This window comes from Streptomyces atratus (assembly GCF_900119365.1).
In the GTDB taxonomy this organism is placed as follows: domain Bacteria; phylum Actinomycetota; class Actinomycetes; order Streptomycetales; family Streptomycetaceae; genus Streptomyces; species Streptomyces atratus_B.
Genome location: NZ_FPJO01000004.1, coordinates 342360 through 366765 on the forward strand (window position 1 = coordinate 342360; position 24406 = coordinate 366765).

19 protein-coding genes are annotated in these 24406 nt (G+C 70.7%); 7 read left to right on the forward strand and 12 right to left on the reverse strand.

The window, feature by feature from the left end; genetic code table 11:
* Positions 1-11: 11 nt before the first annotated feature.
* Positions 12-1031, reverse strand: a complete 1020-nt coding sequence (locus BT364_RS10510; RefSeq protein WP_072484932.1) for a proline racemase family protein — start codon at positions 1029-1031, stop codon at positions 12-14.
* A gap of 1045 nt (positions 1032-2076) precedes the next feature.
* Between BT364_RS10510 and BT364_RS10520 the strand changes: the two genes are divergently transcribed.
* Together BT364_RS10520 and BT364_RS10525 are read left to right on the forward strand one after the other, a co-directional pair.
* Positions 2077-2670, forward strand: coding sequence for a hypothetical protein (locus BT364_RS10520; RefSeq protein ID WP_072484851.1), 594 nt, complete (start codon positions 2077-2079; stop codon positions 2668-2670).
* A gap of 704 nt (positions 2671-3374) precedes the next feature.
* Entirely contained in the window at positions 3375-4667 is a 1293-nt protein-coding gene (locus tag BT364_RS10525) for a cation:proton antiporter domain-containing protein (RefSeq protein ID WP_072484852.1), read from the forward strand.
* Between the two features lie 363 nt (positions 4668-5030).
* Here the strand turns inward: BT364_RS10525 and BT364_RS10535 are convergent, their stop codons facing one another.
* The 5 genes from BT364_RS10535 to BT364_RS10555 all read right to left on the reverse strand — a co-directional run bounded on the left by BT364_RS10535 (position 5031) and on the right by BT364_RS10555 (position 12335).
* On the reverse strand, positions 5031-5948 hold the full coding sequence (locus BT364_RS10535) for a pyridoxamine 5'-phosphate oxidase family protein (protein ID WP_072484854.1): 918 nt from the start codon (positions 5946-5948) through the stop codon (positions 5031-5033).
* A gap of 377 nt (positions 5949-6325) precedes the next feature.
* Positions 6326-6982: a potassium channel family protein gene (locus BT364_RS10540; RefSeq protein WP_072484855.1), complete on the reverse strand. Its 657-nt coding sequence runs from the start codon at positions 6980-6982 to the stop codon at positions 6326-6328.
* A complete protein-coding gene (locus BT364_RS10545; protein ID WP_072484856.1) occupies positions 6979-7638 on the reverse strand; it encodes a potassium channel family protein in 660 nt (219 codons plus the stop codon). The genes BT364_RS10540 and BT364_RS10545 overlap by 4 nt, the downstream gene beginning before the upstream one ends.
* Positions 7635-10490: a cation-translocating P-type ATPase gene (locus BT364_RS10550; protein WP_256259680.1), complete on the reverse strand. Its 2856-nt coding sequence runs from the start codon at positions 10488-10490 to the stop codon at positions 7635-7637. The genes BT364_RS10545 and BT364_RS10550 overlap by 4 nt, the downstream gene beginning before the upstream one ends.
* 447 nt (positions 10491-10937) lie before the next feature.
* Complete coding sequence (locus BT364_RS10555; protein ID WP_072484857.1) at positions 10938-12335, reverse strand: nicotinate phosphoribosyltransferase; 1398 nt, start codon at positions 12333-12335, stop codon at positions 10938-10940.
* Positions 12336-12507: 172 nt separating this feature from the next.
* Between BT364_RS10555 and BT364_RS10560 the strand changes: the two genes are divergently transcribed.
* The gene (locus tag BT364_RS10560) at positions 12508-12930 is read left to right on the forward strand and encodes an Hsp20/alpha crystallin family protein (RefSeq protein ID WP_072484858.1); all 423 of its coding nucleotides are present in this window, start codon (positions 12508-12510) and stop codon (positions 12928-12930) included.
* Positions 12931-12994: 64 nt separating this feature from the next.
* Here the strand turns inward: BT364_RS10560 and BT364_RS10565 are convergent, their stop codons facing one another.
* Positions 12995-13210, reverse strand: coding sequence for a V-type ATP synthase subunit D (locus tag BT364_RS10565; RefSeq protein WP_256259681.1), 216 nt, complete (start codon positions 13208-13210; stop codon positions 12995-12997).
* Between the two features lie 541 nt (positions 13211-13751).
* Between BT364_RS10565 and BT364_RS10575 the strand changes: the two genes are divergently transcribed.
* Positions 13752-14627: a CBS domain-containing protein gene (locus BT364_RS10575; RefSeq protein ID WP_072484859.1), complete on the forward strand. Its 876-nt coding sequence runs from the start codon at positions 13752-13754 to the stop codon at positions 14625-14627.
* Positions 14628-14732: 105 nt separating this feature from the next.
* Here BT364_RS10575 and BT364_RS10580 read toward each other — a convergent pair whose 3' ends face one another.
* Positions 14733-15191, reverse strand: coding sequence for a Crp/Fnr family transcriptional regulator (locus tag BT364_RS10580; RefSeq protein ID WP_072484860.1), 459 nt, complete (start codon positions 15189-15191; stop codon positions 14733-14735).
* A 163-nt stretch (positions 15192-15354) separates the two neighbouring features.
* On the reverse strand, positions 15355-17682 hold the full coding sequence (locus BT364_RS10585) for a heavy metal translocating P-type ATPase (RefSeq protein WP_107408203.1): 2328 nt from the start codon (positions 17680-17682) through the stop codon (positions 15355-15357).
* A gap of 301 nt (positions 17683-17983) precedes the next feature.
* On the opposite strand from BT364_RS10585, the gene BT364_RS44110 reads away from it, so the two are divergent.
* Positions 17984-18172: a universal stress protein gene (locus BT364_RS44110; protein ID WP_107408199.1), complete on the forward strand. Its 189-nt coding sequence runs from the start codon at positions 17984-17986 to the stop codon at positions 18170-18172.
* A 23-nt stretch (positions 18173-18195) separates the two neighbouring features.
* Here BT364_RS44110 and BT364_RS10590 read toward each other — a convergent pair whose 3' ends face one another.
* From BT364_RS10590 to BT364_RS10600, 3 genes are all read right to left on the reverse strand, one after another.
* Complete coding sequence (locus tag BT364_RS10590; RefSeq protein WP_072484861.1) at positions 18196-19071, reverse strand: universal stress protein; 876 nt, start codon at positions 19069-19071, stop codon at positions 18196-18198.
* A gap of 60 nt (positions 19072-19131) precedes the next feature.
* The gene (locus tag BT364_RS10595) at positions 19132-20133 is read right to left on the reverse strand and encodes an Acg family FMN-binding oxidoreductase (protein WP_072484862.1); all 1002 of its coding nucleotides are present in this window, start codon (positions 20131-20133) and stop codon (positions 19132-19134) included.
* Between the two features lie 131 nt (positions 20134-20264).
* Positions 20265-20918, reverse strand: a complete 654-nt coding sequence (locus tag BT364_RS10600) for a CBS domain-containing protein (RefSeq protein WP_072484863.1) — start codon at positions 20916-20918, stop codon at positions 20265-20267.
* An 823-nt stretch (positions 20919-21741) separates the two neighbouring features.
* On the opposite strand from BT364_RS10600, the gene BT364_RS41445 reads away from it, so the two are divergent.
* Positions 21742-21972 (forward strand): hypothetical protein, encoded by a 231-nt coding sequence (locus BT364_RS41445; RefSeq protein ID WP_072484864.1) that lies wholly within the window; start codon positions 21742-21744, stop codon positions 21970-21972.
* The gene (locus BT364_RS10610) at positions 21969-24371 is read left to right on the forward strand and encodes a glycoside hydrolase family 65 protein (RefSeq protein ID WP_072484865.1); all 2403 of its coding nucleotides are present in this window, start codon (positions 21969-21971) and stop codon (positions 24369-24371) included. Before BT364_RS41445 ends, BT364_RS10610 begins: the two co-directional genes overlap by 4 nt.
* Positions 24372-24406 lie beyond the last annotated feature (35 nt).

Here is a 24406-nt window from a genome sequence, read left to right on the forward strand (position 1 = left end):
CGGCGGGGCGGTTACCGCAGGACGAAGCCGGTGCCGAGGTCGTCGCCGGGATTGAGCTCGAAGCGGTGCTCGCCGGTCCGGTATGCCTTCCCCGTGACCTCCGCAACGACGGCGGGGTAGCCGTCGACGGCCAACTCCGCGACAACCCTCGCGTGGAAGCGGGTGCCGACGATCGAGTCGTGGACGAGGATCTGGCCTGGCTTGAGGTGACCGGTCGCCGCGAGCACGGCGACGCGGGAACAGGTGCCGGAGCCGCATGGGGAGCGGTCGACCTGGCCGTCGGCGAAGACGGTGACGTTGCGCTGGTGCGGGTTGCCGTTCTCGTCGATGCCGAGGTCGTCGTACAGGATGGTGCCGTAGATGCCGCTGAGGCGGTCGTCGACGGGGTGACGGGCGTGCTCGCTGTCGTTCAGCGCCCATTTGACCTCACGTCCGATCGCGATGAGGTCGGAGTAGTGCTCGGGGGCGACGGCCAGTCCCGCACTGGCTGCGTCCAGATGCGCGTAGATGGCGCCGCCGTAGGCGACATCGACGACGACGTCCCCGTAGGACGTGGCGACGGTGACGCGTTCGGCGAGCCGGTAGCTGGGGACGTTGACGAAGTCGACGCCGGTGATCTGTTCGCCTGCGGTGTGCACGCGCAGGGTGACCCGGCCCGAGGGCACGTCGATGACGACTGTGGTGATGCCGGAGGTGTCGCGGGCGACGCGTCCGGTCTGCACGGCCCAGACGGCGAGCGCGATGGAACCGTGGCCGCAGGCTGTTGAGAAGCCGTCCTTGTGCCAGAACAACACCCCGAAGTGAGCGCCCTCGTCGTCGGGCGGGGTGATGAACCCGCCGTACATGTCGGCGTGTCCGCGGGGTTCGAAGCACAGCAGCTTGCGCAGGTTGTCCACGTCGGGGTTGCCGATGGCGAACATACGGCGTTCGGCGACTGTGGCCCCTTCGATGGCGACCGGCGGTTCGGGGACGACGCGGAACGGTTCTCCGCCGGTGTGATAGTCGGTGGTGAGTACCTGGTGGCTGGTCATGAGGTTCTCCACAGAGCGGGTGAGGGCAGGGCGTGAGGCGGTCGGAACCGACCGGCGCCGATGAACTCGGCCGGTTCGGGTTCGCGTGGGGTTGAGAGTCGAGGCGAGCACGGCGGAGAAGACCTCAGCGAACCCGGTGCCGGTGACCATGCTGTCAGCCGGCGAACCGGGCAATCCACGCCCCGACCTCGTCCACCGACAGGTTCTCGCGACCGTCCTCGGTGACGACCGGGTCGCCTCGATCCGGACACCGATGCCGCGCCACCCCTCGGGCACTTCCCGGTCGTACTTGACGAGGTGGAGATCGCTGAGCGCCTTTTCGAGTTCGGCGTCACGTGCCTCCTCGGTGGGGACGGCGGCCTCCCGGCGCGGCTCGGGCACCCTCGCTGCCGCCGTTCGGCGGCGGCTCCCGGACGGTATCCCGTACTGCGCGTGATCGGTACCCAGGAGTGTCACTGGCACAGATCGGCCACAACAGCCATGACCGCAGTCGTCGACAATGACCTTTTCCAGCCTGATGGTGCGGCAGGTTGCGGTGGATATCGGGCTGTACGAGACGGCGAAGCTCCTGGTAGACGGGTCCACGACCAAGGTCGCCCGCACGGGCCAGGAGCTTCGTTCAAGGGAGCCAACTCACCGTGGCAGACGTCAAGGTCACCTACGACAAGACTGCTGACGCAGCGTACGTGTACTTCACCGATCCGCAGGCCTGCGTGTATTCCGGGCAGATGCATCCCTGCGATCCTGTGGACCGGAGGGGAAGGGGCCGGTTGCGCCTTTTCCATCGGATCGGTAGCGGACCTCCACGGTCCGGCAGGCGTGATGCTCGGCCCGGGGCCGGGCGGCGTCGGTGAGGTCGGCAGCCACGTCGACACCGAAGCCGATCCCGCTCAGGCACTCGGCAATCACCGTCGCAAGCTTTGAGTCGTGCTGCACGACGAGTATGCGCACATCCGATACTAGGGCCTGTCCGGTCGAGTCTTGGCCCTACGCCAAGCGCGGCACGATCCAGCCGAACCGGTCCTGGGCGATGGGAGAGAACGGGATGGGCCGACAGGAGAGACACCGCAAGGTGCTCGGACCGCTGCTACGAGCCGGGCTGGAGGTGATACCCGACGCGGTTCCGGCCTCGGCGATCCCGCATGTCCTCGGGTACGAACAAGAGCGGATTCTCGGCGGCTTCCTCGTGGCGTACGAGGACCCGCGACTCGTGGAGCGGCTCAACGAGGGCTGGTACGACCTGGCCATGTCCACCGGCCTGCTCGATGAGAATCGCGAATTCCTCCTCATGTTGCCCAGGGGCACCTGGACGGCCGCGGAAGACCGCCGGCGACGCATGACGCATACGTGGCATCGGGTCCGTCTGCTGGACCGGTGGGACATCATGGGGGCCGGCGCGAATTCGTTCCTCGGTATTCACGCCGGCCACCCCGGCTTCGCCATGCTGGCCCTGGACAACAGCGTCTGGCTCATCGCCGACACGTATGAATCGGGCGTAGGCGTGTACGCGGTACGCGACCCCGCCCTTTCGCCAGGGGTCCTGCGCGACTTGGAGTGGCTCGCCAGGGAGGACATCTACAAGGACCGGGAGTTCCGACGTGAAGTCACCGCCTGGCTGGAGCGCAGGCAACAACGCTGAACAACGGGTCCGGACGCGGTCGGGCGAAGAAGCCCGCGTCGCGGTCCGAGCGAACTCGGAGAACGACGCCGAGGTCCTCGACAGGAATGAAGGTCCACTGCCATGGGTGCGGCAGAGGCCGGCCGAGGGCGGCCTCTGCCCTCTTGCGCCCCGGATCGGCAGGTCCGAAGCCGGATGGCGACGGCTGCCGCCGTCGCGGTGCCAAGGAAGATGTAGCCGCGCCTGTCCGTAAGGGGCGCCCGCGGCCCGGTACTCGGCCGGCTTGGCATCCGCTGTGGCCCGCGATCAGTCGTTCGCCACGCGCCTGCAGCACGCTCTGGCACAGCCGTGCGCCGCGCCCGCCGTGGTGGCGGAAGCAACTCATCCTGAAACGGGCACTTCCACCTAAAGATTCTGGCGCGCCTGGAACAGGCAACCGTCTGGGTCACGCCCGCCGTCGTCAGCCGCTTTGATCTGACGGTGACGGCCTACGAGGCCGACGAGCAGGAGATGCGCGGGGTCATCGACAGGATCGGCCCCTCCACTGTGAGCCCGAACTGAGCCTGGTGCCTCACTGTGCTGCGCCGAGGGTGGCGGGCGTTCTTGTTCGCCTCCGCTGGTCGAGTGAAAGCTGCAGTCATTCCGCCCAGCTGGATCCTCAGCACGCCGCACCCGCCGAGAATCGGGCCTTCGCGGACGATGCTGCCTCGATTACGGAGTCCAGGGTGGATGGAACCTTCTCACTGATCCTGCTTCTCCTCTTCCTCTGGGGTCTGTACTCGCAGCGACTGGCGCGCGTCGAACTCACCGCCCCCGTCGCATTCGTGCTGCTGGGCCTGCTGCTGGGCGAAGGAATCGGCGTACTGCACCTGGCCCCCTCGCCCGGGACGGTGCGAACACTCGCCGAAGTCACACTGGCCTGGGTGCTCTTCACCGATGCCGCACGGCTGTCATTCCGGGCCCTGCGCCCGGAGCTCGGTCTGTATGTACGACTTCTGCTGCTCGGGCTGCCGATGTGTATCGGCCTCGGCACCCTGCTGGCCATGGGCCTGCTCCCCGGGGTGTCGGGCTGGGCTGCGCTGTACGTAGCGGCCGCCCTCGCTCCGACAGATGCCGCGCTCGGCGCCACGATGATGGTCAATCCGGTGGTGCCCGCGAGGATTCGCCGCCTCATCAATGTCGAGAGCGGTCTGAACGACGGTATCGCCACCCCGTTCGTCGTGCTCGCCCTGGCCGGAGTCGCCGCGGCCGGGAGTACGTCGGACACCCATGCCTCCGGAAGTGCCCTCGTGGAACTCACCATCGGTCTGGCCTACGGCACGGTGCTCGGGCTGACGGCCGGATGGCTGTTGCGCTCCGCCCTGCGCAGGGGCTGGGCCACCGAGGACGTCGCAGGAGCGGGCGTCCTGGCCTTGGCCCTTCTGAGCTACACCTCGGCCACCGCGATCGGTGGCAACGGTTTCGTCGCCGCCTTTGTCGCCGGCCTGGCCTTCGGATCGACGCACGGCGCTCCACGGCGCGTGCTGCTGTTCGTCGAGCAGTCCGCTTCGCTCTCTTCCGTCCTGGTGTGGCTGCTCTTCGGCGCCGTGCTGGTGCCGGCCGCCGTCCATCACCTCACCTGGCAGGCGGTGCTCTACGCGGCACTGAGCCTGACGGTGGTACGCATGGTGCCAGTGGCCCTGTCCTTGACCGGGAGCGGCCTGGACAGGAAAACCGTCCTGTTCGTGGGCTGGTTCGGCCCACGCGGGCTGGCGTCCGTCATCTTCGGCCTACTGGCGGTCGAGGAACTGGAACCGCCGGCCGCGCGGACGATGGTCCCGGTGGTCGCCTGCACCGTGCTGCTCAGTGTCTTCGCACACGGCATCGCCTCCACTCCTCTCGCCCAACGCTACGGAAGAGCGACAGCCGTCACCGGCCCGCCCCCGGTCGGCCCGGCCGTGAACGATCTGCCCATCCGGGGGATGGTGGCAGGCGCCACCAAGCCCCACCGGCACGACATGCGAGACGGACATGTATGACCCAGCCGGACATGCGCGACTGCCCGCAGTTCTAGGCGGCCCCTTGCGGCGGCCCGCGAGATCAAGGCCCATGCCCCGTACTGCCGGGGCATGTTCAACGTGTACGAGATGAAGCGGCTCGGCCGCGAAGAGACCGGCCTCGTCGACCTGGACGACGTTCTCGGCGGCCGCCGACGACCGGTGAGCCGAGGGCGGCGCGCCCGGCCACGCAGGCCGCGAAGACGTTCACAGTACTGCCTTCTCTTTCCGGCTGCCGGAAAATCTCCTGTGAATGCGCCGCACCGTCCGTGAACCGTCGCGACACACTGAACGGCTCTCGGATCGGGGTCCGGTCGGATGCGGCAGCGCGTGCCCGAGGCGGTCCTACTGGTCGGCCGAAATGATCCGACGGCCCGTGAGACTCGTGGGCCGGATCGACACCCACATCTCTCGCTCCCCGCCCGCCCATGGTCTGGTGTGGGCGTCCTTGGCGAACCTGCGCACGGCGTCGGGATCCGTCACGGTGCGCGCGGGGCCGACGGCGAGTACGCTCCAGCCCTGGCTCAGGGCATCGTCCACGTGGTCGACTTCGAAGGCGACCTCCTTGTCCGCAGCCGCCGCGGTCACGGAGCCCGGCGCCGTCCGGAAGACGATGGCGTCATCGATGACTTCGTAGTTGACCGGGACGACTGCCGGGCGGCCGTCGGACGCCGACACCGCGACGCGCCCCACGCCGTGCGTGGAGAGCAGGGTGCGGCACTCCTCCGGGCCGAGGTCCCGTAGCTGAGGGTGCAGCAACGCATTTCCCTGGCCGGGTGGGAGGTCGATGCCGCCGCCGCGCAGAGCGGCCACAGTGGTGCCCAGCGCGCCGGCCAGCCCGATGAGGGCTGCCAGGGTCGGGTCCGCGGGTCGTTCCTCCAGGTAGGTGAGGTAGCTGAGCGACATCCGGGCACGATGGGCTGTTTCCTCCCGGCTGACCCCCAGTCTTCGCCGCTCGGCGGCCACGCGTCGGCCGATGTCGCCGGGGTTGGCTGCCCCACTTGGTGGGGCAGCCGGCGACACCGCCGCCTCACCCGTGTCCGTCTGCGACTCGCGCGCGGCCCCGGGCTGTCCGTGCTCCAGGTGCCGGATGTGTGCGTCGGGCCCGGGGAAGACGAGTGTCACCTCGTCCGTGTCCGACCAGCACACGTCGTAAGGAGGTGTGCCGTCCTCGTGGTGCAGGCCGACGATTTCGCCGTCGCGCCTGGCGCCGCCGGTCGTCGGACTCTCGATGACGAGTTGGTCGCCGAGGTGAGCTCGCATGACCTCCGCCCTCTCCTCAGAATGGTGCTGTATCCAACTTGCCACGCGGGACTCACCGGCGCATGCCGCGAGCCCTGCGACGAGATGGGCGACCCGCTTCCGGGAGGCACCACGCATCACCGACCGGTCGAGGAGCTCATGGGCCGGTCGGCGCCGGTTCGTCGCCGATCTGGGGCACGCCCGTGTCCGCCGGATGGCAGTGCGCGGTTCGTGGGCAGTGAGCGCCGTGGTCCCGGTGCTCAGCACCACGTGTGCTTTCGTCGTTCCGTCGTCGTTCTCGAACGGGTGGGGATCCACCTTCGGCCTGCGCAGGCAGACCCCTCGTCCTTCAGACCGACGCCGGGCGCTGGAACCGCAGTCGGAACGGCGTGGCGGGATCACTGGAAGGCCGCGTGGATCTCCTGCTCGGTGGCTTCGTGCGAGACGAGCAGGAGTTCGTCGCCCGGCAGCAACCGCACCTCGGGGCCCGGCACCGTCGGACGCCCGTCGCGGACGACGGTGGCCACGACCGTGCCGGCCGGAAGTGTGATCTCGCCCAGCGTGCGACCCGCCGCCCGGGAATTCTCGGTGATCGCTGTCTCGATGACCTCGACGCCGGCCTTGCTGAGTCGCAGCAGTGCCACCGTGTCCGTGGCACCCGTGGCCTCCTCGATCAAGGAGATCAGCGGAGTGGCCGCGGGCACCGCAACGTCCACGCCCCACCGCCCGTCGAAGAGCCAGGCGTTCTCCGCGTCGTTGACACGCGCGGCCACGCGCGCCACCCCGAACCGGCGCTTCGCCAGCAGGCTGATGACGAGGTTGTCCTCGTCCCGGCCAGTGGCGGCGATGACGAGGTCGCAGGTCAGCGCGCCCGCCCGCTCCAGGAGCACGGGCTCGCAGGCGTCCCCGGCCACCAGGTGCACAGCGGGCAGGCCGGCGACTTCGGCGATGCGGTCCTCGTCGTGCTCGACGAGTGTGACGTCATTGCGCGCTGCGGAGAGCACCTGGGCAACCTGGGTACCGAGGCGGCCCGCGCCTGCGATCAGGACCTTCACGTTCCCAGCTCCTTGTCCAGAAAGCCGCGCAGCCGGCCCAGCGCGGTGGCGGTGACGGCGAAGGTGACCAGGTCACCGGGTTCGGCCAGGACACCGTGGGCGGGCAGCAGCGAGCGGCTGCCGCGGGTGATCTCGACGACGCGGATCTCCCCGTCGACGTCGAACTCGGTGAGCGGCCGCCCGGTGAGATAGGCCGGCAGCCGGGAGCGGACCACCACGGTCTCGCCGCTGCCGAAGGAGAGTTCCGGGCTGAGATGGCGGTGCAGAAGCATCTGGTGGATGCGGTTGACGGCCCACCGGACACTGGAGACCGTCGGGATCCCCAGCTCCCGGTAGATGTCGGCTCGGCGGGGATCGTGAATGCGGGCCAGGACGATCGGGACCCGGTACGTCTCCTTGGCGGTTCGCGCGCTGACGATGTTGCTGCTGTCCCCCGAGGTGACCGCGACGAACGCGTCCGTGCGGTCGATACCGGCCGCTTCCAGCACGGATCGGCTGAAGCCGTCGCCCGTGTGGAAGGCGCCGGGAAATCCTGGCGGCAGCAGCCTGTGCGCCTCGGTCCGTCGGTCGACGAGGCGCACGTCGTGGCCTTCGGCGGCGAGCTGCGTGGCGAGGGTGGCCCCGACCCGGCCGCAGCCCACGATGATCACTCTCATCGTGTTTCTCCCTCCAGGGGCGTACCACGTCGCCGCAGCAGCCATTTCCGTGCTTCCTCGGCGGCCAGCAACAGCGCTCCGAACGCGGCCAGAACTGCCCAGTCAGCGGCTGCCAGCGGCGCGGTGTTGAAGATCGTCTGGAGCGGCGGCGCGTAGCTGATGGCGGCCATCAGCCCGATTCCGAAGCAGCCTGCGGCCAGCAGCCAGGGATTGGTCAGCAGGCCGGCTCGGAAGACGCTCTGCCGGTCGGTGCGTACCGCGAGCGAGTTGAAGAACTGGCTGACGACGATGCCGGCCTGAACCATGGTGATCGCCTCCCGGTAGACGGGATCGCTCTTGGTGAAGTCGGCATACGGGAGGCCGGAGGCGTGGATGTGCCAGAAGAAAACGGCGCACACGCCGAGGGCCTGGATGCCGCCGAGGAAGAGGATGCGGCCCATGACAGCTGTCGAGAACAGCCGTTCCCGGCGTGGCCGCGGCGGGCTGTCCATGACGTCGCGCTCCATCGGCTCGGCGCCCAGTGCCAGCGCGGGCAGCACGTCCGAGCCGAGGTCGATGGCGAGGATCTGCACGGCCGTGATCGGCACCAGCGGGAACCCGGCGAAGGTCGCCGCGAGGATCGGCACGAGTTCGGCGATGTTGTGGCTGAAGAGGTAGATCAGGAACTTGCGGATGTTCCGGTAGACCGAACGGCCGAGCCCCACCGCCGTGGTGATGGAGGCGAAGGAGTCGTCGAGCAGCACCATCACCGCTGCCTCGCGGGCGACGTCCGTGCCGGAGGCACCCATGGCTACGCCGATGTCCGCGTGCTTGAGGGCAGGCGCGTCGTTTGCGCCGTCCCCGGTGACGGCGACGACCTCGCCGAGCCGCTGCAGCGCGGTGACCACCCGCATTTTGTGCTCGGGGCTGACCCGGCACAGCAACAGCTCGGTGGAGCTTGCCAGCAGAGCATCCAGGCCGCCCTCGTCCAGTGCGTCCAGCTGCGTGCCTGTCACCACGGACGGGGCTCGTCCCCGTACGATGCCGACTCGGCGGGCGACGGCCTCGGCCGTCAGGGGATGATCGCCGGTGACCATGACGATCCGGATCCCGGCCCGCCTGCAGGCATCCACCGCGTCCCGCACCTCGGGCCGGGGCGGATCGTACATCCCGGCCAGTCCCAGGAAGGTCAGCCCCGACTCGGTGTCCCCGAGCGTCGGGTGTGGGCTGTCGACCCGCCGTCGGGCGACCGCGAGCACGCGCAGGCCCTGCCCGGCCATGCCGTCCGCAGCCGCGGTGATCTCTGCACGGCAGACGTCCGTCAGTGGCTCCCGCGCGCCTTCCCGGTCGACGGCATCGCAGCGGGCGAGCAACTCCAGCGGCGCGCCCTTGACGTACGCCAGGCAGCTGCCGTCGAGGTCGCGGTGCACGGTGCTCATCAGCTTGCGAACGGAGTCGAACGGATGCTCCGCCACCCGGGGAGTACGGGACTCCTCGGCCGCTGGATCCAGATCGGCCTTCATGGCAGCCACCAGCAGGGCCCCCTCGGTGGTGTCGCCGAGCACCCGCCACCCGTCCCGACCGGTCGGCGGCACCAGTCGGGCGTTGCTGCACAGTGCTGCTGTCCGGAGCAGCTCCCGCACCGGTCCGGCGTCGGAGACCTCACCGACGGGTGCGTACCCCACCCCGGCGACGGAGTGCGGCACACCGTTCACCCACAGTTGCACGACCGTCATCTCGGCCTGGGTGAGCGTGCCCGTCTTGTCGGTGCACACCACGCTCGTCGACCCGAGTGCCTCCACCGCGAGCAATTGCTTGACGAGGGCGTGCCGGCGGGCCATACGGCGGACGCCGATCGCCAGGGACACGGAGAGCGTGGCAGGCAGGCCCTCCGGCACGAGCGCAACCATCACCCCGAGCGAAAAGACGAACGTGTCCACGAACGGCTGCCCACCGGGCGCACGCACCGCGAACAGGACGGCCCCGGTCGCCAGCGCGACGCCGGCCACCCGGCGGGCCATGGCCGCGACCTGCCGCTGCAGTGGGGTCTTCTGCCGGGGCGCCGCGGCGGTGAGCCGGAAGATCCGTCCGAACTCTGTGGCCGTCCCGGTGGAGCACACGACGGCCTTGCCCGTGCCCGCGATCACGTCTGTGCCCATGAACACGAGGTTGCGCGCTTCCAGCGGCGGCCCCGTCGGTACCGGCCCGGGCACGCGTGCGACGGCGTCGCTCTCGCCCGTCAGCGCCGCGTTGTTGACGGCGACCTCGTGTGCTTCGACCAGTCGGCAGTCGGCCGACACCGCGTCACCGGCCTCCAGGAGCACGACGTCACCGGGAACCAGTTCGCGCGCGGGCAGGTCCCGCGCATCCCCGCTCCGCAGCACTCGGCAGGTGTGCGGCACCATCGCCTGCAGGGACTCCGCCGTCCGTTCGGCGGAGTACTCCTGGGCGAAACCGATGCCGGCGTTCAGCAGCACCACGCCGAGGATGGCCAGTGCCAGCTGAAGTGTGGCCGGATCCCGGGGCTGTTCCAGCGCGTACGCGAGGAAGGTGATCGCCGAGGAGACGATCAGCACGACTGCGAAGAGGTCGGTGAACTGCGCGACCAGCCGTCGCCACACATGCCCACGACTCACGCGGGGAAGCTCGTTGAGGCCGTAGCGGGCTTGCCGCGCGGTGGCCTCGGGCGGGGTCAGACCACGCGGGGAACTGTTGAGGGCGGCGTAGACCTCCCGGACGGGCAGGGAGGGGACGGACCGAGCGGGGGCACCCGGCCGGTCCCGCAGCGGCTCGTTCGAGGGGACCGCGCCGTTCGACGGTGGGCCGTCCTCGCGCAGCGCGGCCGCTCCCCACCGGACGGGTTCACGGCTCATACGGACCACCGCACGCCGCAGTCCGGGCGGCCGGCCTCTGGGGCCCGCACGAGCGCGGGACCGTCGAAGCAGCGAACGCGTCACAACCTCCGATTCTGTGCGCTGTGCGGTGAGGGCGCCGCGTGGCGGCCGGAACGAGGCCTGTGACGGTGTGTGCGTCAAGGGGTTCTGCTGACACGGTGGCTTCCCTTCGCCGCAGTGTGCCGCCCCCGCCGCGGCCCGACCGGGCCTCTCCGAGCCCCGTCTCCAGCCTGTGCTCCGCGCACCGCGCCGGGGCAGGGGCCATCCGGGCCGGGCGCGGGGGCCGGGCGGACTTTCCGTGACGGTTGCGCGGCTTGCGCAGGAGCGGGCAGAACGGCGACGACGGTCGGCGACCGAGGCGGAGCCGAGCACATCCTGGGCCGGCACAGGTGTCGCGGACCGAGTACGACGGCCGTGGCATCGTGGTCAGATGCTTGGTGTACGGGTCGGGGCCGGCGCGCGGGAGGCTGCCGTGCCCGGTGGTGCGCCACGACGCTCCCGGCGCAGCCGGGCCTTGATGTCGGCGCGCACTGTGGCGGTCAGCTTTTCAAGGGCTCGGGACCGGATCGGTGCGACCGGATCGGGATCGTGGATCCGGCGGGCCGGTGCCGGCAGAGCGGCGATGTCCTCGCGGAATCGCTCACGGGCGTCCTGCCACCGGTCCGGCGGTCCCGTTCGGCGACCGCCCTGCATGACTGTGCGCAGCAGCGGCCGGGCGGAGTCCGGCGGGTCCTCTCCGTCGAGGGCTATGACGTCGGGCCGCCCGGCCCGGCGGAAGACCTGCTTACGGCCAGGTGTCGTGACCTTCGCCGCGGACAGCTTCATCACGGGACGGCCGTCGTACTCGACGAGCTTGTATGCGGCGTCCAGATAGGGGGCGTCCGCGGCCACGCCCACACGTGTGCCCACGGCGTACACGTCGATCGGGGCACCGGCGCGCACCAGCCGGTCCACGCTGTACTCGTCCAGTCCGCCACTGGCCACGATCCGCACATCGGCCAGTCCGGCGCCGTCCAGAACGGTGCGTGCCCGGCGGGCGAGTGCGCCCAGGTCTCCGCTGTCCAGGCGGACCGCGCAGCCGGGGCCGCGCCGGAGACCGGTCAGGACCCGTGCGGCTGTGCGCACGCCTTCCTCCGTGTCGTAGGTGTCGACGAGGAAGGTGACCGGGCCGGGATGGGCGCGCGCGAAGGCATGGAATGCCTCTTCCTCACCGGAGAACGCCTCGATGTAGGAGTGGGCCATGGTGCCCGAGGCCGGGATGTCCAGGGCGGTGGCGGCAGCGACGTCACTGGTGCCGGCGAAGCCCACGAGGGCGCCGAGGCGGGCAGCCTGATGTCCGGCCCACGGCCCGTGGGTGCGGCGCAGCGAGAAGTCCACCACGGGCCTTCCGCCCGCGGCCAGGACGCTGCGTGCCGCCTTGGACGCCACCGTCGTCTGGTGGCAGACCTGGTTCAGCAGATACGTCTCGACGAGCTGGGCCTGCGGCAGCGGGGCGGTCACCTCCAGCAGCGGCTCTCCGGCGAACACCGCACGGCCCTCCGGCACGGCACGGACCTCGCCCTCGAAGGCAAGGCCGAGGAGGGGTTCGAGGTCCCGTTCCGGGCGGTGCAGGGCGGCCGCGAACGCCTCGATGTCCTCCTGCTCCACGCGGTAGCCCGCCAGGAAGTCCAGCGCGGGCTCCAGACCCGCGGCGACCAGGAAACCCCGGTTGGGCGGGAGGTCGCGGACGAACAGCCCGAACGTGGCCGGAGCCCGCATGTCCTCCTGGAGGTAGGACATGGCCATGGTCACTTCGTAGAGATCGGTGGTCGTGACGTCGGACATGGTGATCGCCGCCGTGTGATCGTCCCCCGGTCACCAGTCTGACCGCGGGCCGGCCGGGAGAAAGGGACCGGAGGGACCCCGGGCATGGGCCGATCGGCCTCAGTAATCGGAACCCGGCCGCGCTGGACTGGGTGTGTCGGCACCGGCGACCGAACACCGAGGAGGTACCACGATGACCACCCTGAAGCGCGGGCAGAGGTTCCCGTTCCCGGAGGTCCCGGACTGGTTCGAGAACCTGCCCGCCCGTTTCGCGATGCCCACCATGGGCGAGCTGTACACAATTCGTATCGAGGACTACACGGAGGACGGCCGTTACGTGGTGAGGGCGGAGCTACCGGGCACATCTCCCGAGAGCATCGACGTCTTCATCAGCGATGGTGTGCTGACGGTCCAGGCCGAACGCACCGAGAGGGAAGTGGACAAGAACCACAGCGAGATCCGCTACGGCGTGATGAGCCGCAGCGTGACGCTGCCGTCGGGCGCGGACGAGGACGATGTCACGGCCGACTACACCAATGGCATGCTCACGGTCAGCGTGGGCTTGGGCGCCGAGAAGCCATCGGCCAAGCACGTCGAGATCAAGCACGGCGGCTGAGGGCGGTCGGCTGCGCATGGCGGGCCCCGCTACGGGCCCGCCATCGGTGTGCTTCAGGCGGCTGTCACCCAGCTCCTCGCGTGGCCGCCCAGCGGCGCCGTACCGCTTCCTCGTGCTCGGCTTCCTCCAACGCGAGTTCCACCGCCGTCAGTTCGCTCCGCAGCCGCGGGATCCAGTGGCGGCGCAGCGCGCGGACCCGCTGCCGGGTCCGTTCGGCCTCGGCAGCGAGCAGATCGGCGGCTGCCTGGTGGGCCGCGTGTTCCGCTGCGGCGCGGACCACGGCACGGTACACTCCCGGGCCCGCCACCGGACCACCGAGGCAGCGTGGTCCCCAGTATCGCGAAGGGCGTCCGCTTCCCGCAGGGCCTCACGGAGGACGGGTTCCGCAGCCTGTCGGCGGATCTCGGGAGCACGCTCCCGGGCGGCCGCCACGAGCTCTGCCGCCTCCCGCGCGGCGTCCCGCCGCACGGCCGCGGCAGCCTCGTCCGCCGAGGCCCGGATCCCTGCCGCCTCCCGCTGTACATCCATCAGCTGTGCGAGAGCGGGCTCCAGTTCCGCGGCACGTTCGGCCGTACGGTCGGCGGGCACGCCGGTGGCGGACGCTCCAGGTGTTCCCGCCGGACGGAACCGCTCCAGGAAGTCACGCAGACTCATCGGCGGCCTCCCGTCGGTCGGCTGCTCCTTCATTCTCACCGTTCCCGTTCCACCCCGCACCGGACAGGGCCGTCACGCCGTTCCACCAGGGCCGTTCGGCTCTTGGCAAGGGCGGCCGGAGCGGAAGACTGGGACGGTAGGCAACCCGACGGAGTCCGGAGGCCGCCGTGAACAGGCACGAGAACTTCTCCGCGGAGGCCGAGGCACGGCGGGACCTGCCTTCCCGCCCCTGGAGCCCCGGCGAGGCGGAACGGCAGGACACGCTGATTCGCTACCTGGGCGCCGTGGCCTCGGCCGCGGCCCGGCATGCACGCGCCGAGGAGCAGGCTCCCGCAGGCGTCACCGCCCACCCGGCGCCGTCGGCCGCGTCGCCTCCGCAGCCGTCTTCACCACCCGGAGCAGGGGTCCCCTTGGTGCGGGACGTGATGGACGTGCCCGCCGCCTCCCTGCGCGACGATCTGCCGTACCGCGACATCGCCCGCCTGCTGGCACGCGAGCAGGTCGGCGCGATTCCGGTCGTGGACGACGAGGACCACGTGGTCGGCGTCGTCTCGGAGTCCGATCTGCTGGCGAAAGTCGCCTTCGAGGCCTCCGGCCACCGGGTCGGACGCATCGGCAGGCTGCGCGAGCGACGCATCCACGGCAAGGCCTGCGGTGAGACAGCGGCTGACCTCATGACGAGTCCCGCGATTACGGTGCTGCCCGGTGCGACTGTCGCCGAGGCCGCTTGGCTTGCCGCACTGTCCCGGCTGAAGAGGCTTCCGGTCACCGACCGCGGGGGCCGCCTGGTCGGCGTCGTACGCCGCAACGCGCTACTGCAGGCTCTCATCAGGGACGACGTCGAAATCCGGGCGGAGGTCGTGGCCAGGATCGAGTCGTGCTGCCCGCCCGGCGACCGGGAATCCGTGGAGGCGGCCGTGCACGACGGCATCGTGGAGTTGACCGGGAACATACCTGCGGCCGAAGCGGCTCGGCTGGTGGCGGAGGTGGAAGGCATCGCCGATGTCGTCGAGGTGAAGAACCTCCTCACCGCCGAGACATGACGGTACGCGGAAGAACCGCGGGTACTGGCGGGCGCGTGCGGCCCCGCCGGGCGCCGTCACGTCACTCACCCGGTGCGGGCCGATGCGTGTACCGAGAGCGGGCCGTCACGTCAGACCACCGCTGCCGTAGGGGGCGTAGAGGTCGAGCAGCCGGACCCGGGAGGCGTGCAGCCGCTGGGCCACCACCCGGCCGACCCAGACCGCGATCGCCCGGCCGAACTCGGGGTTCTCGGCACACACCGCCCGGACCGCCTCTGCATCGAACTCCCAGGCCCGTACCGGGCTCATCGCCTCGGCGCCCAAGTGCCAGGTGAAGGGCGGGAAGTGCCAGGACCAGCCGACCAGTTCGCCGCGCCCGATCGATTCGATGACGGCGGGACGACGGCCCGGCACATGGAGGTCGAGGGCGACGGTGCCGGTGCGGATGATCCAGAAGCGGTCGGCGTGCCGGCCCTCCTCGAACAGGCGGGTGCCGGCATCGAAGGAGACTTCGCGGGCGAGGCCCATCAGGCGGTCGCGGTGTTCGGTGGACAGGGCAGTGGTCATGGCGGTGGCGGAAGTCATCACACCGGCTCCCTTCGTGAGTCTCTGCTTCCAGCGTGAGCGCACGCGGGTCCCGCCACCAAGGGCCACTCGGATCCGAGCAGGGCCCATCGGCCCATGCGAGCCGCCCCGGCCGCGTCCACCAACGCGGTGCGGAGCGGGGGAGTGCCGGCTGCGGTCGGACTCACTGGGCCAGCGAGAAGTAGTTCTCCTCCTCCTGCGTGAAGTGCAGGCGCAGGACCGTGTGCAGCCCGTACAGGCAGCAGCGCAGGTCGTCGAGCTGGCCGGGGGACAGGCCGCCCTCGGCGTGGGCCAGCCGCAGGTGGGTCGCGATGCGGCGGGAGAGACGTTCGATCTCGGTGTGGGCACGGCTCATGGTGGCTGTCGACTCCGGCCCGCCCAGGGTGGGCGCGAGCGCGGGGTAGAGCTCGTGCTCCTCGGCGTACTCGTGGGGCAGCAGCCGCTCGGTGAGCAGACGATGCGCCCCTTCGACGGCAGCCAGAGCCTGTGGGCCGGGACCGTCCGAGAGACGGTCTGCCGCACCGCGCACCGCTTCGAGCACGTCCTGGAGGTCGTCGTGCTCCGACGCGAAGCGGTGAATGAGCTCCTCGGCCGCGGGCGTCAGTGCCGGCCGCGCTGTGCGGTCCACGCGCAGCGCACGCAGGGCGTTCAGGATGACCGCCACGTCAATGGCTTCCTGGAGCAGGGCGCCCAGGACGGGCGGCAGCAGGCCGAAGGCCGCCGCGGCCATCGCCGCCAGGGACATCGCCATCCCGCCCAGGGCACTCTGCACGGCGATCCGCCGGGCCCGTACGGCGACGAAGACGGCGTCGGCGAGCCGGTCCACCCGATCGGCGGTCAGCACGATGTCGGCCGCCTCCGACGAGGCGGTGGAGCCGCGAGCACCCATCGCCACGCCGATGTCCGCCGCGGCCAGCGCGGGGGCGTCGTTCACGCCGTCCCCCACCATGACGGTGACCGCGCGTTCGCGTTCGGCCCGTACGACGGCGACCTTGCCGAGCGGGTCGAGCCCGGCGCGGACATCGTCCAGACCGAGGACGGCACCCACTTCACCGGCCGGCTCCGCTCGGTCGCCCGTCAGCATCAGCAGCCGCTCGATGCCCGCGCCCCTCAGATGGCGCAGGGTGCGCGCGGCGTCATGGCGCAGGGGATCCCGGAGGAGCACCGCCCCCGCCGGACAACCGTCCACGGTCAGCCAGGCCACCGCGGCGCCGTCGAGAAGCGCGCGGTTGTCCACTGCCCTGGCCCAGGGCGGGCGGCCACCGGACATGTTGAAGCGGCCGACGGAGAGCCGGCGCCCGTCCACGGTGCCCGAAGCACCCCGGCCGGGCTCCTCGGTGACATCGGACGGGACGGACAGGACCAGCTTCCGTTCGTGCGCGCTGTCGACGATCGCCCCGGCCAGGACATGGGGTGAGTACTGGTCCAGCGAGGCGGCCAGCCTCAGTACCTCCGTCGGCTGCCACCCGGGTGCGGCGAGCACATCCACGACGCGAGGGCGGCCGCGGGTGAGGGTGCCGGTCTTGTCGAGCAGCAGGGTACGGGCCCGGCCGAGGTTCTCCAGGGCGCCACCGTCGCGCATGACCACTCCCAGGCGTGAGGCTCGGGAGAGCCCGGAGACGATGGCCACCGGCGCGGCCAGCAGCAGCGGACACGGGGTGGCGACCACCAGCACCGCGACTGCCCTGACCGCCGAGCCGCTGAGCAGCCAGGCGGCTCCCGCCACCGCCAGGGTGAGCGGGAGGAACCAGGCCGCGTAGCGGTCGGCCAGCCGCACCACGGGCGCGGACTCGGCCCCGGCCTGCCTGGCCAGTCGCACGATTGCGGCGTACGTGCTGTCCTGTTCGGTCGCCGTGGCGCGCAACTCGAAGGCGCCGCCGGCGTTGACCACACCGCTGCGGGCGGTGTCGCCGGCCGGCCGTTCTACGCTCAGGGACTCGCCCGTGAGTACGGACTCGTCGAGGTCGGCTGTGGTGCCCTCCACCCGCCCGTCGACCGGGACGACCTCTCCCGGACCCACGACGAGCAGGTCACCGGTGGCGACTTCGCTCAGTGGAACCGTGGTGACTCCAGCCGCTGTCCGGCGTCGTGCAGAGCGAGGCGCGTGCTCCAGCAGTGCACGCAGGTCGTGCGAGGCACGACGCCGGGCTGCCGCCTCCAGCGTTCGCCCGGTGGCCAGCATCAGTGCGATGAGCACCCCGGCCAGGTATTCATGGACGGCAAGGGTGCCACCGAGAGCGAGGACCGCGATCAGGTCGATGCCTGCACGGCCGTGGCGGAGCGTGGCGACCACCCAGCCCACCGCCGGTGGGACCGCGAGCAGGGTGCCCAGGCCCCACAGCAGGTCTGCGAGGCCCTCGTCGCCGGTGAGCCAGGCGGCACCTCCTGCGGTGAGGGCGGCCGCCGTGACAGTCAGTAGCGCGGGCTCCAGCCGTGAGGCGGCCGCTCCGGCCGGAGAGCGCAGCCGTGTGACGAAGGCGGAGCGGTTCATGATGTACCTCTGTCCGTCCGGCATGGTTGCCTGCGGTCCCGTCCCTGTTCATCACACCCCGGCGGGGCGGACCTGCGGCAGGGGACGAACGGCTCTGCCACCAGGGCCGTACAGACGTTCTTCGCGCCTCCGGGCCCGGGGCGGTTTTCGCGGTGTGCGAACCAGCGCGGTGGCGAGGTCCGGAGCGACATCCGCGGCGCCTGTCCGGGCCGGTCGCCGTCCCCGGATGCTTCTCGGCGCGGGGCTACTACCGTGAAGGTGTGACCCCGGCGCGCCGCGCGCGGGTCACGACGGAGGCACCGTGGGCGACAACGGCGACAAGGGATCTGGTGACTGCGGAGAGGCGCACCGTCGGCTGGGTGCGCTGCCGGGCGATCTTCAGGAGCGGCGACGGCGTTCGCACTCCATCGGCTCTCCGCTGGGCCGCGTGACGCATGCGGTCCTGCACCACGCGCACTGCCCGGTCCTCCTCGTACCCCATCCGCGATGAGGACCGGTGCCGCGCTCAGGCGGTCAGCGGGTGTCCGGGACGACGGCGACGGGGCAGGACGCGTAGTGCAACACCGAGTGGTCCACCGGACCGAGGTGCGGACCGCGGTGTCCGCCGGAACGGCGCGCGCCGACGACGAGGAGTTCCGCGCCCTCGGCTTCCTCGATGAGCACTTGGTGGACGGGTCCTTGCACCACGGAGCGGTGGACGGCGGCTTCGGACCCGGTCCGTTCCAGTACGGCCAGGACGTCTTCGAGGTGTTCCTCCGCCTGTTGACGGTGTGCGGAGGCCGGGGAGCCGGCGAGGAGCGGATGGTCCGCGGTCTCGTGGGCGGGACAGCGCCAGGCTCGTACGGCGATCAGCTCGCCGTGGCGCGACGCCGCCTGGGCGAGTGCGAAACGAGCTGCCGCCGACGGTCCCGGTGCGTCGCCGATTCCGACGACGACGCGGCCCGGCTTCGGCTGAGCGTCCGGTGCGGCCGCCGGGATCACGACGACCGGGCAGTGGGACCGGCCCGCGAGGGCGAGGCTCACGGATCCCAGGAGCATTCCGGCGATCCGGCCGCGGCCCCGGGAGCCGAGGACGACCAGGGCTGCCTCGTGACTCTCGCGCACCAGCGCGTTCACCGGATCCTCGGGCTGTACATCGGCGATCACCCTCGCCTCCGCGTGGAGTCGATGCACACGTTCCTGCGCGGACGCGACGAGATGCTCGGCGAGGACCTGCTCGGCCGGACGCCCGGTGTCGAAGGTGGGACGTATGCCTTCGTAGTGCTCCCACAACGACGCATGGACGAGGCGCAGGGGAATCCGCGAGCGCGCCGCCTCTGCCGCGGCCCAGTCCAGGGCACGGAGACTGCCCTCCGACCCGTCCACTCCGACGACTATCGGGAGCTGCATGGCTCCCACCGCCTTTCCTGCTCGGATGGCTGCCTGCCGCGATGTATGCGGTCACGGTTTCTACGGTTCGATGGTCAGCACGTGGTCGAGGGGACGTCGTGGTGTGCGTGGCCCGCTCGGCCCGTACCCCAGACGGATGATCATCTGCGGGTGTCCCGTGCCGAAGACAGGGTCGCGCAGGATCCAGCGCAGGTCCGGCCATTCGAGGGGCTGAGTCGCGAACGACGTGGACACCTGGTGGAGCGTGGCAGTGAGCAGAACGCGTTCCAGGGCCTGACCGGCGCGCAGCCAGTCCGCGGCGCGGTCGCCCGGCGTGCTCAGCAGGGCCAGTTGAGGCCGGTTCTCGAACAGGACACGCGCCCGGCCCGGGACGACCCGGGTTCCGGCGAAGTCGCGGGTGGTGGCTCGTTCTGAGGCGTCGCGGGGGCCGAAGGCGTAGTCGGGGATTCCGTCCACTGGTGCCTCGGTCTTCGTGTTCCGGGTCCAGTGCTCCTGCTCCGCCTCCCGCGCCGGGTCCCCGCGGTCATACCCCTCGGCGTCCCGGATCAGTCCCAGCACGGTCTCCAGGTGGATCGGGGTCAGGAACGCGAAGTCCGCGCCCTCGGCACGGGCCGCGTCGGCGAGGCGTGCCCGGACGTCGTCGGGGACCGGCCGTTCGTCGAACGGGTAGCGACTCGTGTGCCGGTCCTTGATCGCCGGGTGGAGAACGGCGAGGGCTTCATCGGCGGGTTCCCGTGGCGCGTCGGGGTGGATGTCGAGACGGACGGTGGCCAGTACGGCGGGGTCCGACGGCACGGGCAGCAGTGCGGTGGCCGCGTCCAGGCCGTGGTGCGCGGCGGACACCCGCAGGTTGAGCAGAGCCGCGCCGCAGCCGATGTGAAGGGCGCGGGCCGAGGGGTCGGCCTCCGCCATCGCGCGCTCGAAGTCCGCCCGGAGCGTGAGGGTGCGGCTGCGGCATCCGTAGCGGAAGATCCAGGGCTGGGCGTTGTGCATGGACGGGGCGGCAGTGGCATCGGCGACGAGGCCGGCCAGTGCGGTGTCTTCGAGTGCTTCGGTGAGCATCGTGGGTCTCCCGGAGGTCGGGAAGGGGCGATGGCTTCAGCATGGAGCGGATCGCCCCCGGTACGTAGGGGCCGTTCGTCCCTCGCTCGGTCCCGGACGGCTCCTCGGCAGGGATACCTCCGTTCCTTCGGCTAGGCCGATGCCGGGCCTTCGAGCCGGCAGTCCACGCTGACGACGCCCTCCACGGACTGAGCGAGGCGGGCGGCGACGGGAATGAGAGCGGCGTCGGGCACGCGACCGGTGAGCGTGGCCACACCCCAGGTGACGCCGACCTTCACGACCCGGTGCGAGTCGGGGAACAGGCGGTCGATGACTTCGCGGCGTATCTCGGCGGCGAGGTTGTCGTCGGGGCGCAGGAAGATCTTGAGGAGATCGGCGCGGCTGACGATGCCCTTGAGCCTGCCGTCGGCGTCGACGACCGGGAGGCGCTTGATACGACGGTCGGCCATGAGCCGGGCGGCCTGGGGGAGGGACGCGCCGGGCTCGATCGTGATGGCGGGGCTGGTCATCAGCTCCTCGGCCCGGACCGAGCCGGCCTTGGCGGTGTCACCCAGGTGGCGCATCTGGTCGATCATGCCGGGCGGGTGTTCGTGGAACTCCTCCTTCGGGAGCAGGTCGGCTTCGGAGACGACGCCGACGACGGAGCCCTTGTCCTCGACGACAGGAACGGCGGTGACCTTCCACCGCTCCATGGCGTCGGCGATCTCCTTGAATTCCGTGTCGGGCGTGACGGTGACGACGGTCTCCGTCATGACGTCGTTGACGGTGTACCGGGTGGAGGTCATGGCAGGTTCCTCGATGGGCGCGGGCGGGCGAGCGGCCGATCGCCGCCGTGGGCGAACGGGGATGGAAAGGTCCGGTGGGGCCGTGGCGTCGGATCTGCGACGGGCGAGGCCCCTGCGGCGTACTCGGTGTGCTTCCCGTCCTTCATCCACAGCTTCGCACCGGAGAGAACAGGCTGCAGGACCGGCCGGGGCGCCCGTCCGGCCAGCGGACCAGGACGGCAGTAGCGGATGGCCGGGGCGGCCGAGGTCGCCGCTCGCGGCGATGGTGTGGCCGTCTTCGAGGGTCAGGTGGGCCCAGGCGGAGCCGAGGATGTGCCCACCGCGGTGCAGGACGAGCCGGGTGCCGGCCATGATCTCGATCTCGCTGCCGACCTCGACGGGGTCGAAGAACCTGACGGTGGTGTCGACATCGGACTCGTCGTAGAGCGGTTTGGCGGGCCGGTGCGGCGTGGATGGACGATGCGTCGCACGGCAGCTTCGCCCAGTTGCGGCGGCGCAGGTCCGCGAAACCCTGGAAGAGGCCGCAGTCGAGGAGGATCCGGGCATGGTCGCTCGCGATGAGGAACTTGCTGCCGGTGACGGTCCGGACGCCGCCGAGGAAGCGCAGCAGCGCGGGCCTCGTCCTGGGAGCAGCCGGGCATGCTTCTGCCTCGGACATCACCGCCCCCTTCTTCGGTGGATGGCAGCGTCTTCACCATCACATCCCCGTAGCCGGGGTGGGAGAGGCCCGACAGGTCCCGGCGGGGACCGACCGGCCCATGTGGAGCGGGCCCGCGCCGGGTCAGCCTGGGGGAGAACCTGGGGGACATGGAAGTGGGGCATCGTGAAGGCACTCGTTCTTCAGGGCCCGGGACAGATCGCACGGCAGGACGTTCCGGACCCCGTGGTCAAGGACGCCGATGACGCGGTGATCCGCTTCGCCGCCGTCGTCATCGAAGCCGTCGGCGTGCACGAAGCCTTCGATATGTGCACCCGCATGGTCCGGCCCGGGGGCCGCGTCGCGACACCGGGAGGACCGCAGCACAACGAGATCATCGCCCCGGCCCAGCCATGAGCACAGCGTGTGCCTGGGACTTCAACGGTTACGACCCCAAGGCGGAGCGGACGATCGAAGCCCTGTGCACGCTCGGCAACGGCAGATTCGCCACCAGGGGCGCGGCGCCCGAGTCGCCTGCTGACGCGGTCCATTATCCCGGCACCTACGCGGCCGGATGCTACGACCGGCTTTCCTCGGAGGTCGCGGGGAGGCGGGTCGGCAACGAAGACATGGTCAACCTGCCCGACTGGACGCGTCTGCGCTACCGCTGCCTGCCGGACGACGGGCCGGCGGGGGAGTGGCTCACCACCGATGACCCGAGTCTGCGGCGTCACAAGGTCTCGCTCGATCTGCGCGGCGGCGTTCTCACCCGCCGTCTGCTGTTCCAGGACGGCCACGGGCGCCGGCTCGGCGTCACCCACACCAGACTCGTTCACATGGGCGACCCGTATCTCGCCGCCCAGAGAACCACCTTTCACGGGTACGGCTGGAGCGGCGCCGTCGAGGTCGAGTCCGTCATCGACGGTGACGTCACCAACAGCGGCGTCGAGCGATACCGGGGGCTGGACGGGCGCCATCTCACCGGCCACCGCGCCGGAGCCGAGGCGGACGGCGTGGCCTGGCTGTCCTGCCGGACCCGTTCGTCCCGGACCCGGATCGCGGTCGCTGTTCGAACATCGTCGCGGCCCCTCGTCGCGGTGGGATCGAGCTGTACCGGAACCGGAACGGTCCAGAGATTCAGGCTGCCGGTCTCCCGCGGGCGTTCCGCCGCCGTCGTGAAGTGCGCCGCTTTGTACACATCGCTGGACCGCCCTTCGGGCGACCCTCTGCCGCTTGCTGTCGAGCGCGCATCGCACATGGCGCCGTTCGAGGTGTTGCTGGCCTCCCACCGTGCGGCCTGGGAACGTCTGTGGAGCCAGGGTGAATTGAAGGTGCCCGGCGAAGCGGGGCGTATCCTTCGGCTTCACCTCTTCCACGTCCTTCAGGCGCTGTCCCCGCACACGGCCGAGCTGGACGTCGGAGTGCCTGCCAGAGGACTGCACGGGGAGGCGTACCGAGGGCATGTCTTCTGGGACGAGTTGTTCGTACTGCCCTGCATCACCCTGCACTTCCCAGAAGTGGCACGGGGCCTTCTCATGTACCGGCACCGTCGCCTGCCCGCGGCCCGTGACGCGGCCCGCCGGGCGGGCCTGCGAGGGGCGATGTTCCCCTGGCAGAGCGGCAGTTCGGGCGCCGAGGAGACGCAGACGCTGCATCTCAACCCCCGCTCGGGCCGCTGGCTTCCCGACCACTCGCACCTGCAGCGCCATGTCGGATCGGCGATCGCCTGGAACGTGTGGCGGTACGGGCAGAGCACCGGCGACACCGGATTCGCCCAGGGGCCGGGGGTGGAGCTGCTGCTCGACATCGCAGGCTACTGGGGTGCCGCGGCCACCTACGACGCCGATCGCGAGCGCTACCGCATCCGCGGTGTGGTGGGCCCGGACGAGTACCACGACGCCTACCCCGGGGCCACTGCTCCCGGGATCGACGACAACGCGTACACCAACGTGACCGCGGCCTGGGTGCTCGCACGCGCACTTGAGGCGTACGAGGGGCTCCCCGAGGCCCGTCGACGGGAGCTGGCCGAGCGACTCGGCCTGGACGACGGGACGCTGAGCCGCTGGGAGGAGATCTCCCGTCGGCTGTACGTGCCGTTCCACGGCGGTGTCATCGGCCAGTTCGAGGGCTACGGCGAGCTGGCCGAACTGGACTGGGACGCCTACCGCTCCCGTTACTGCGACATCCGCCGACTCGACCGGATCCTGGAGTCCGAGGGGGACACTGTCAATCGCTATCAGGCGTCCAAGCAGGCCGACACACTCATGCTCGGCTATCTCTTCCGCCCGGCCGAGCTGCGGTGCCTGTTCGAGCGTCTCGGATACCGGCTCGATGACGAGGTGTGGAGCGCGACGGTCGGCTACTACCTGGATCGCACCTGTCATGGTTCGACCCTCAGCAGTCTGGTGCACGGCTGGGTGCTCGCGCGGGAGAAAGGTCCGGACGCCTGGCGGTACTGCGAGGAAGCCCTGCTCAGCGATGTGGCGGATGTTCAGGGCGGCACCACCGGCGAAGGCATCCACCTCGGTGCCATGGCCGGCACCCTCGATCTCGTCGAACGGGGCGTCGCAGGTCTGGAGGCAGGCCCGGACGGGCTCCGCATCGATCCCATGCCGCTCAGGGAGGTGCCGCGCTGCACGTTCACGTTCTGTTACCGCGGGCACAGGGGCATCCGTGTTCGGCTGCTGCCGGGCCGACTGGGGATTCGCGTGCCCCGCTCGCGGCCGGCTTCCCCGCTGACCGTGTGCTTGCCCGGCGAGCGGCTGGTGACCGTGGCCGCGGGGGAGCAGCACTGGTTCCGCCTGCCCGTGCGCTGACTTCTCGCAGGCCCAGCGGGGGTCTGCTGGTCGAC

Bases quoted from the DNA above. Each gene is read 5' to 3' on its own strand.
- BT364_RS10510 (WP_072484932.1), bottom strand. From the start codon at position 1,031: ATGACCAGCCACCAGGTACTCACCACCGACTATCACACCGGCGGAGAA.
- BT364_RS10520 (WP_072484851.1), top strand. From the start codon at position 2,077: ATGGGCCGACAGGAGAGACACCGCAAGGTGCTCGGACCGCTGCTACGA.
- BT364_RS10535 (WP_072484854.1), bottom strand. From the start codon at position 5,948: ATGCGAGCTCACCTCGGCGACCAACTCGTCATCGAGAGTCCGACGACC.
- BT364_RS10545 (WP_072484856.1), bottom strand. From the start codon at position 7,638: ATGAGAGTGATCATCGTGGGCTGCGGCCGGGTCGGGGCCACCCTCGCC.
- BT364_RS10550 (WP_256259680.1), bottom strand. From the start codon at position 10,490: ATGAGCCGTGAACCCGTCCGGTGGGGAGCGGCCGCGCTGCGCGAGGAC.
- BT364_RS10555 (WP_072484857.1), bottom strand. From the start codon at position 12,335: ATGTCCGACGTCACGACCACCGATCTCTACGAAGTGACCATGGCCATG.
- BT364_RS10560 (WP_072484858.1), top strand. From the start codon at position 12,508: ATGACCACCCTGAAGCGCGGGCAGAGGTTCCCGTTCCCGGAGGTCCCG.
- BT364_RS10580 (WP_072484860.1), bottom strand. From the start codon at position 15,191: ATGACTTCCGCCACCGCCATGACCACTGCCCTGTCCACCGAACACCGC.
- BT364_RS10585 (WP_107408203.1), bottom strand. From the start codon at position 17,682: ATGAACCGCTCCGCCTTCGTCACACGGCTGCGCTCTCCGGCCGGAGCG.
- BT364_RS10590 (WP_072484861.1), bottom strand. From the start codon at position 19,071: ATGCAGCTCCCGATAGTCGTCGGAGTGGACGGGTCGGAGGGCAGTCTC.
- BT364_RS10595 (WP_072484862.1), bottom strand. From the start codon at position 20,133: ATGCTCACCGAAGCACTCGAAGACACCGCACTGGCCGGCCTCGTCGCC.
- BT364_RS10600 (WP_072484863.1), bottom strand. From the start codon at position 20,918: ATGACCTCCACCCGGTACACCGTCAACGACGTCATGACGGAGACCGTC.
- BT364_RS10610 (WP_072484865.1), top strand. From the start codon at position 21,969: ATGAGCACAGCGTGTGCCTGGGACTTCAACGGTTACGACCCCAAGGCG.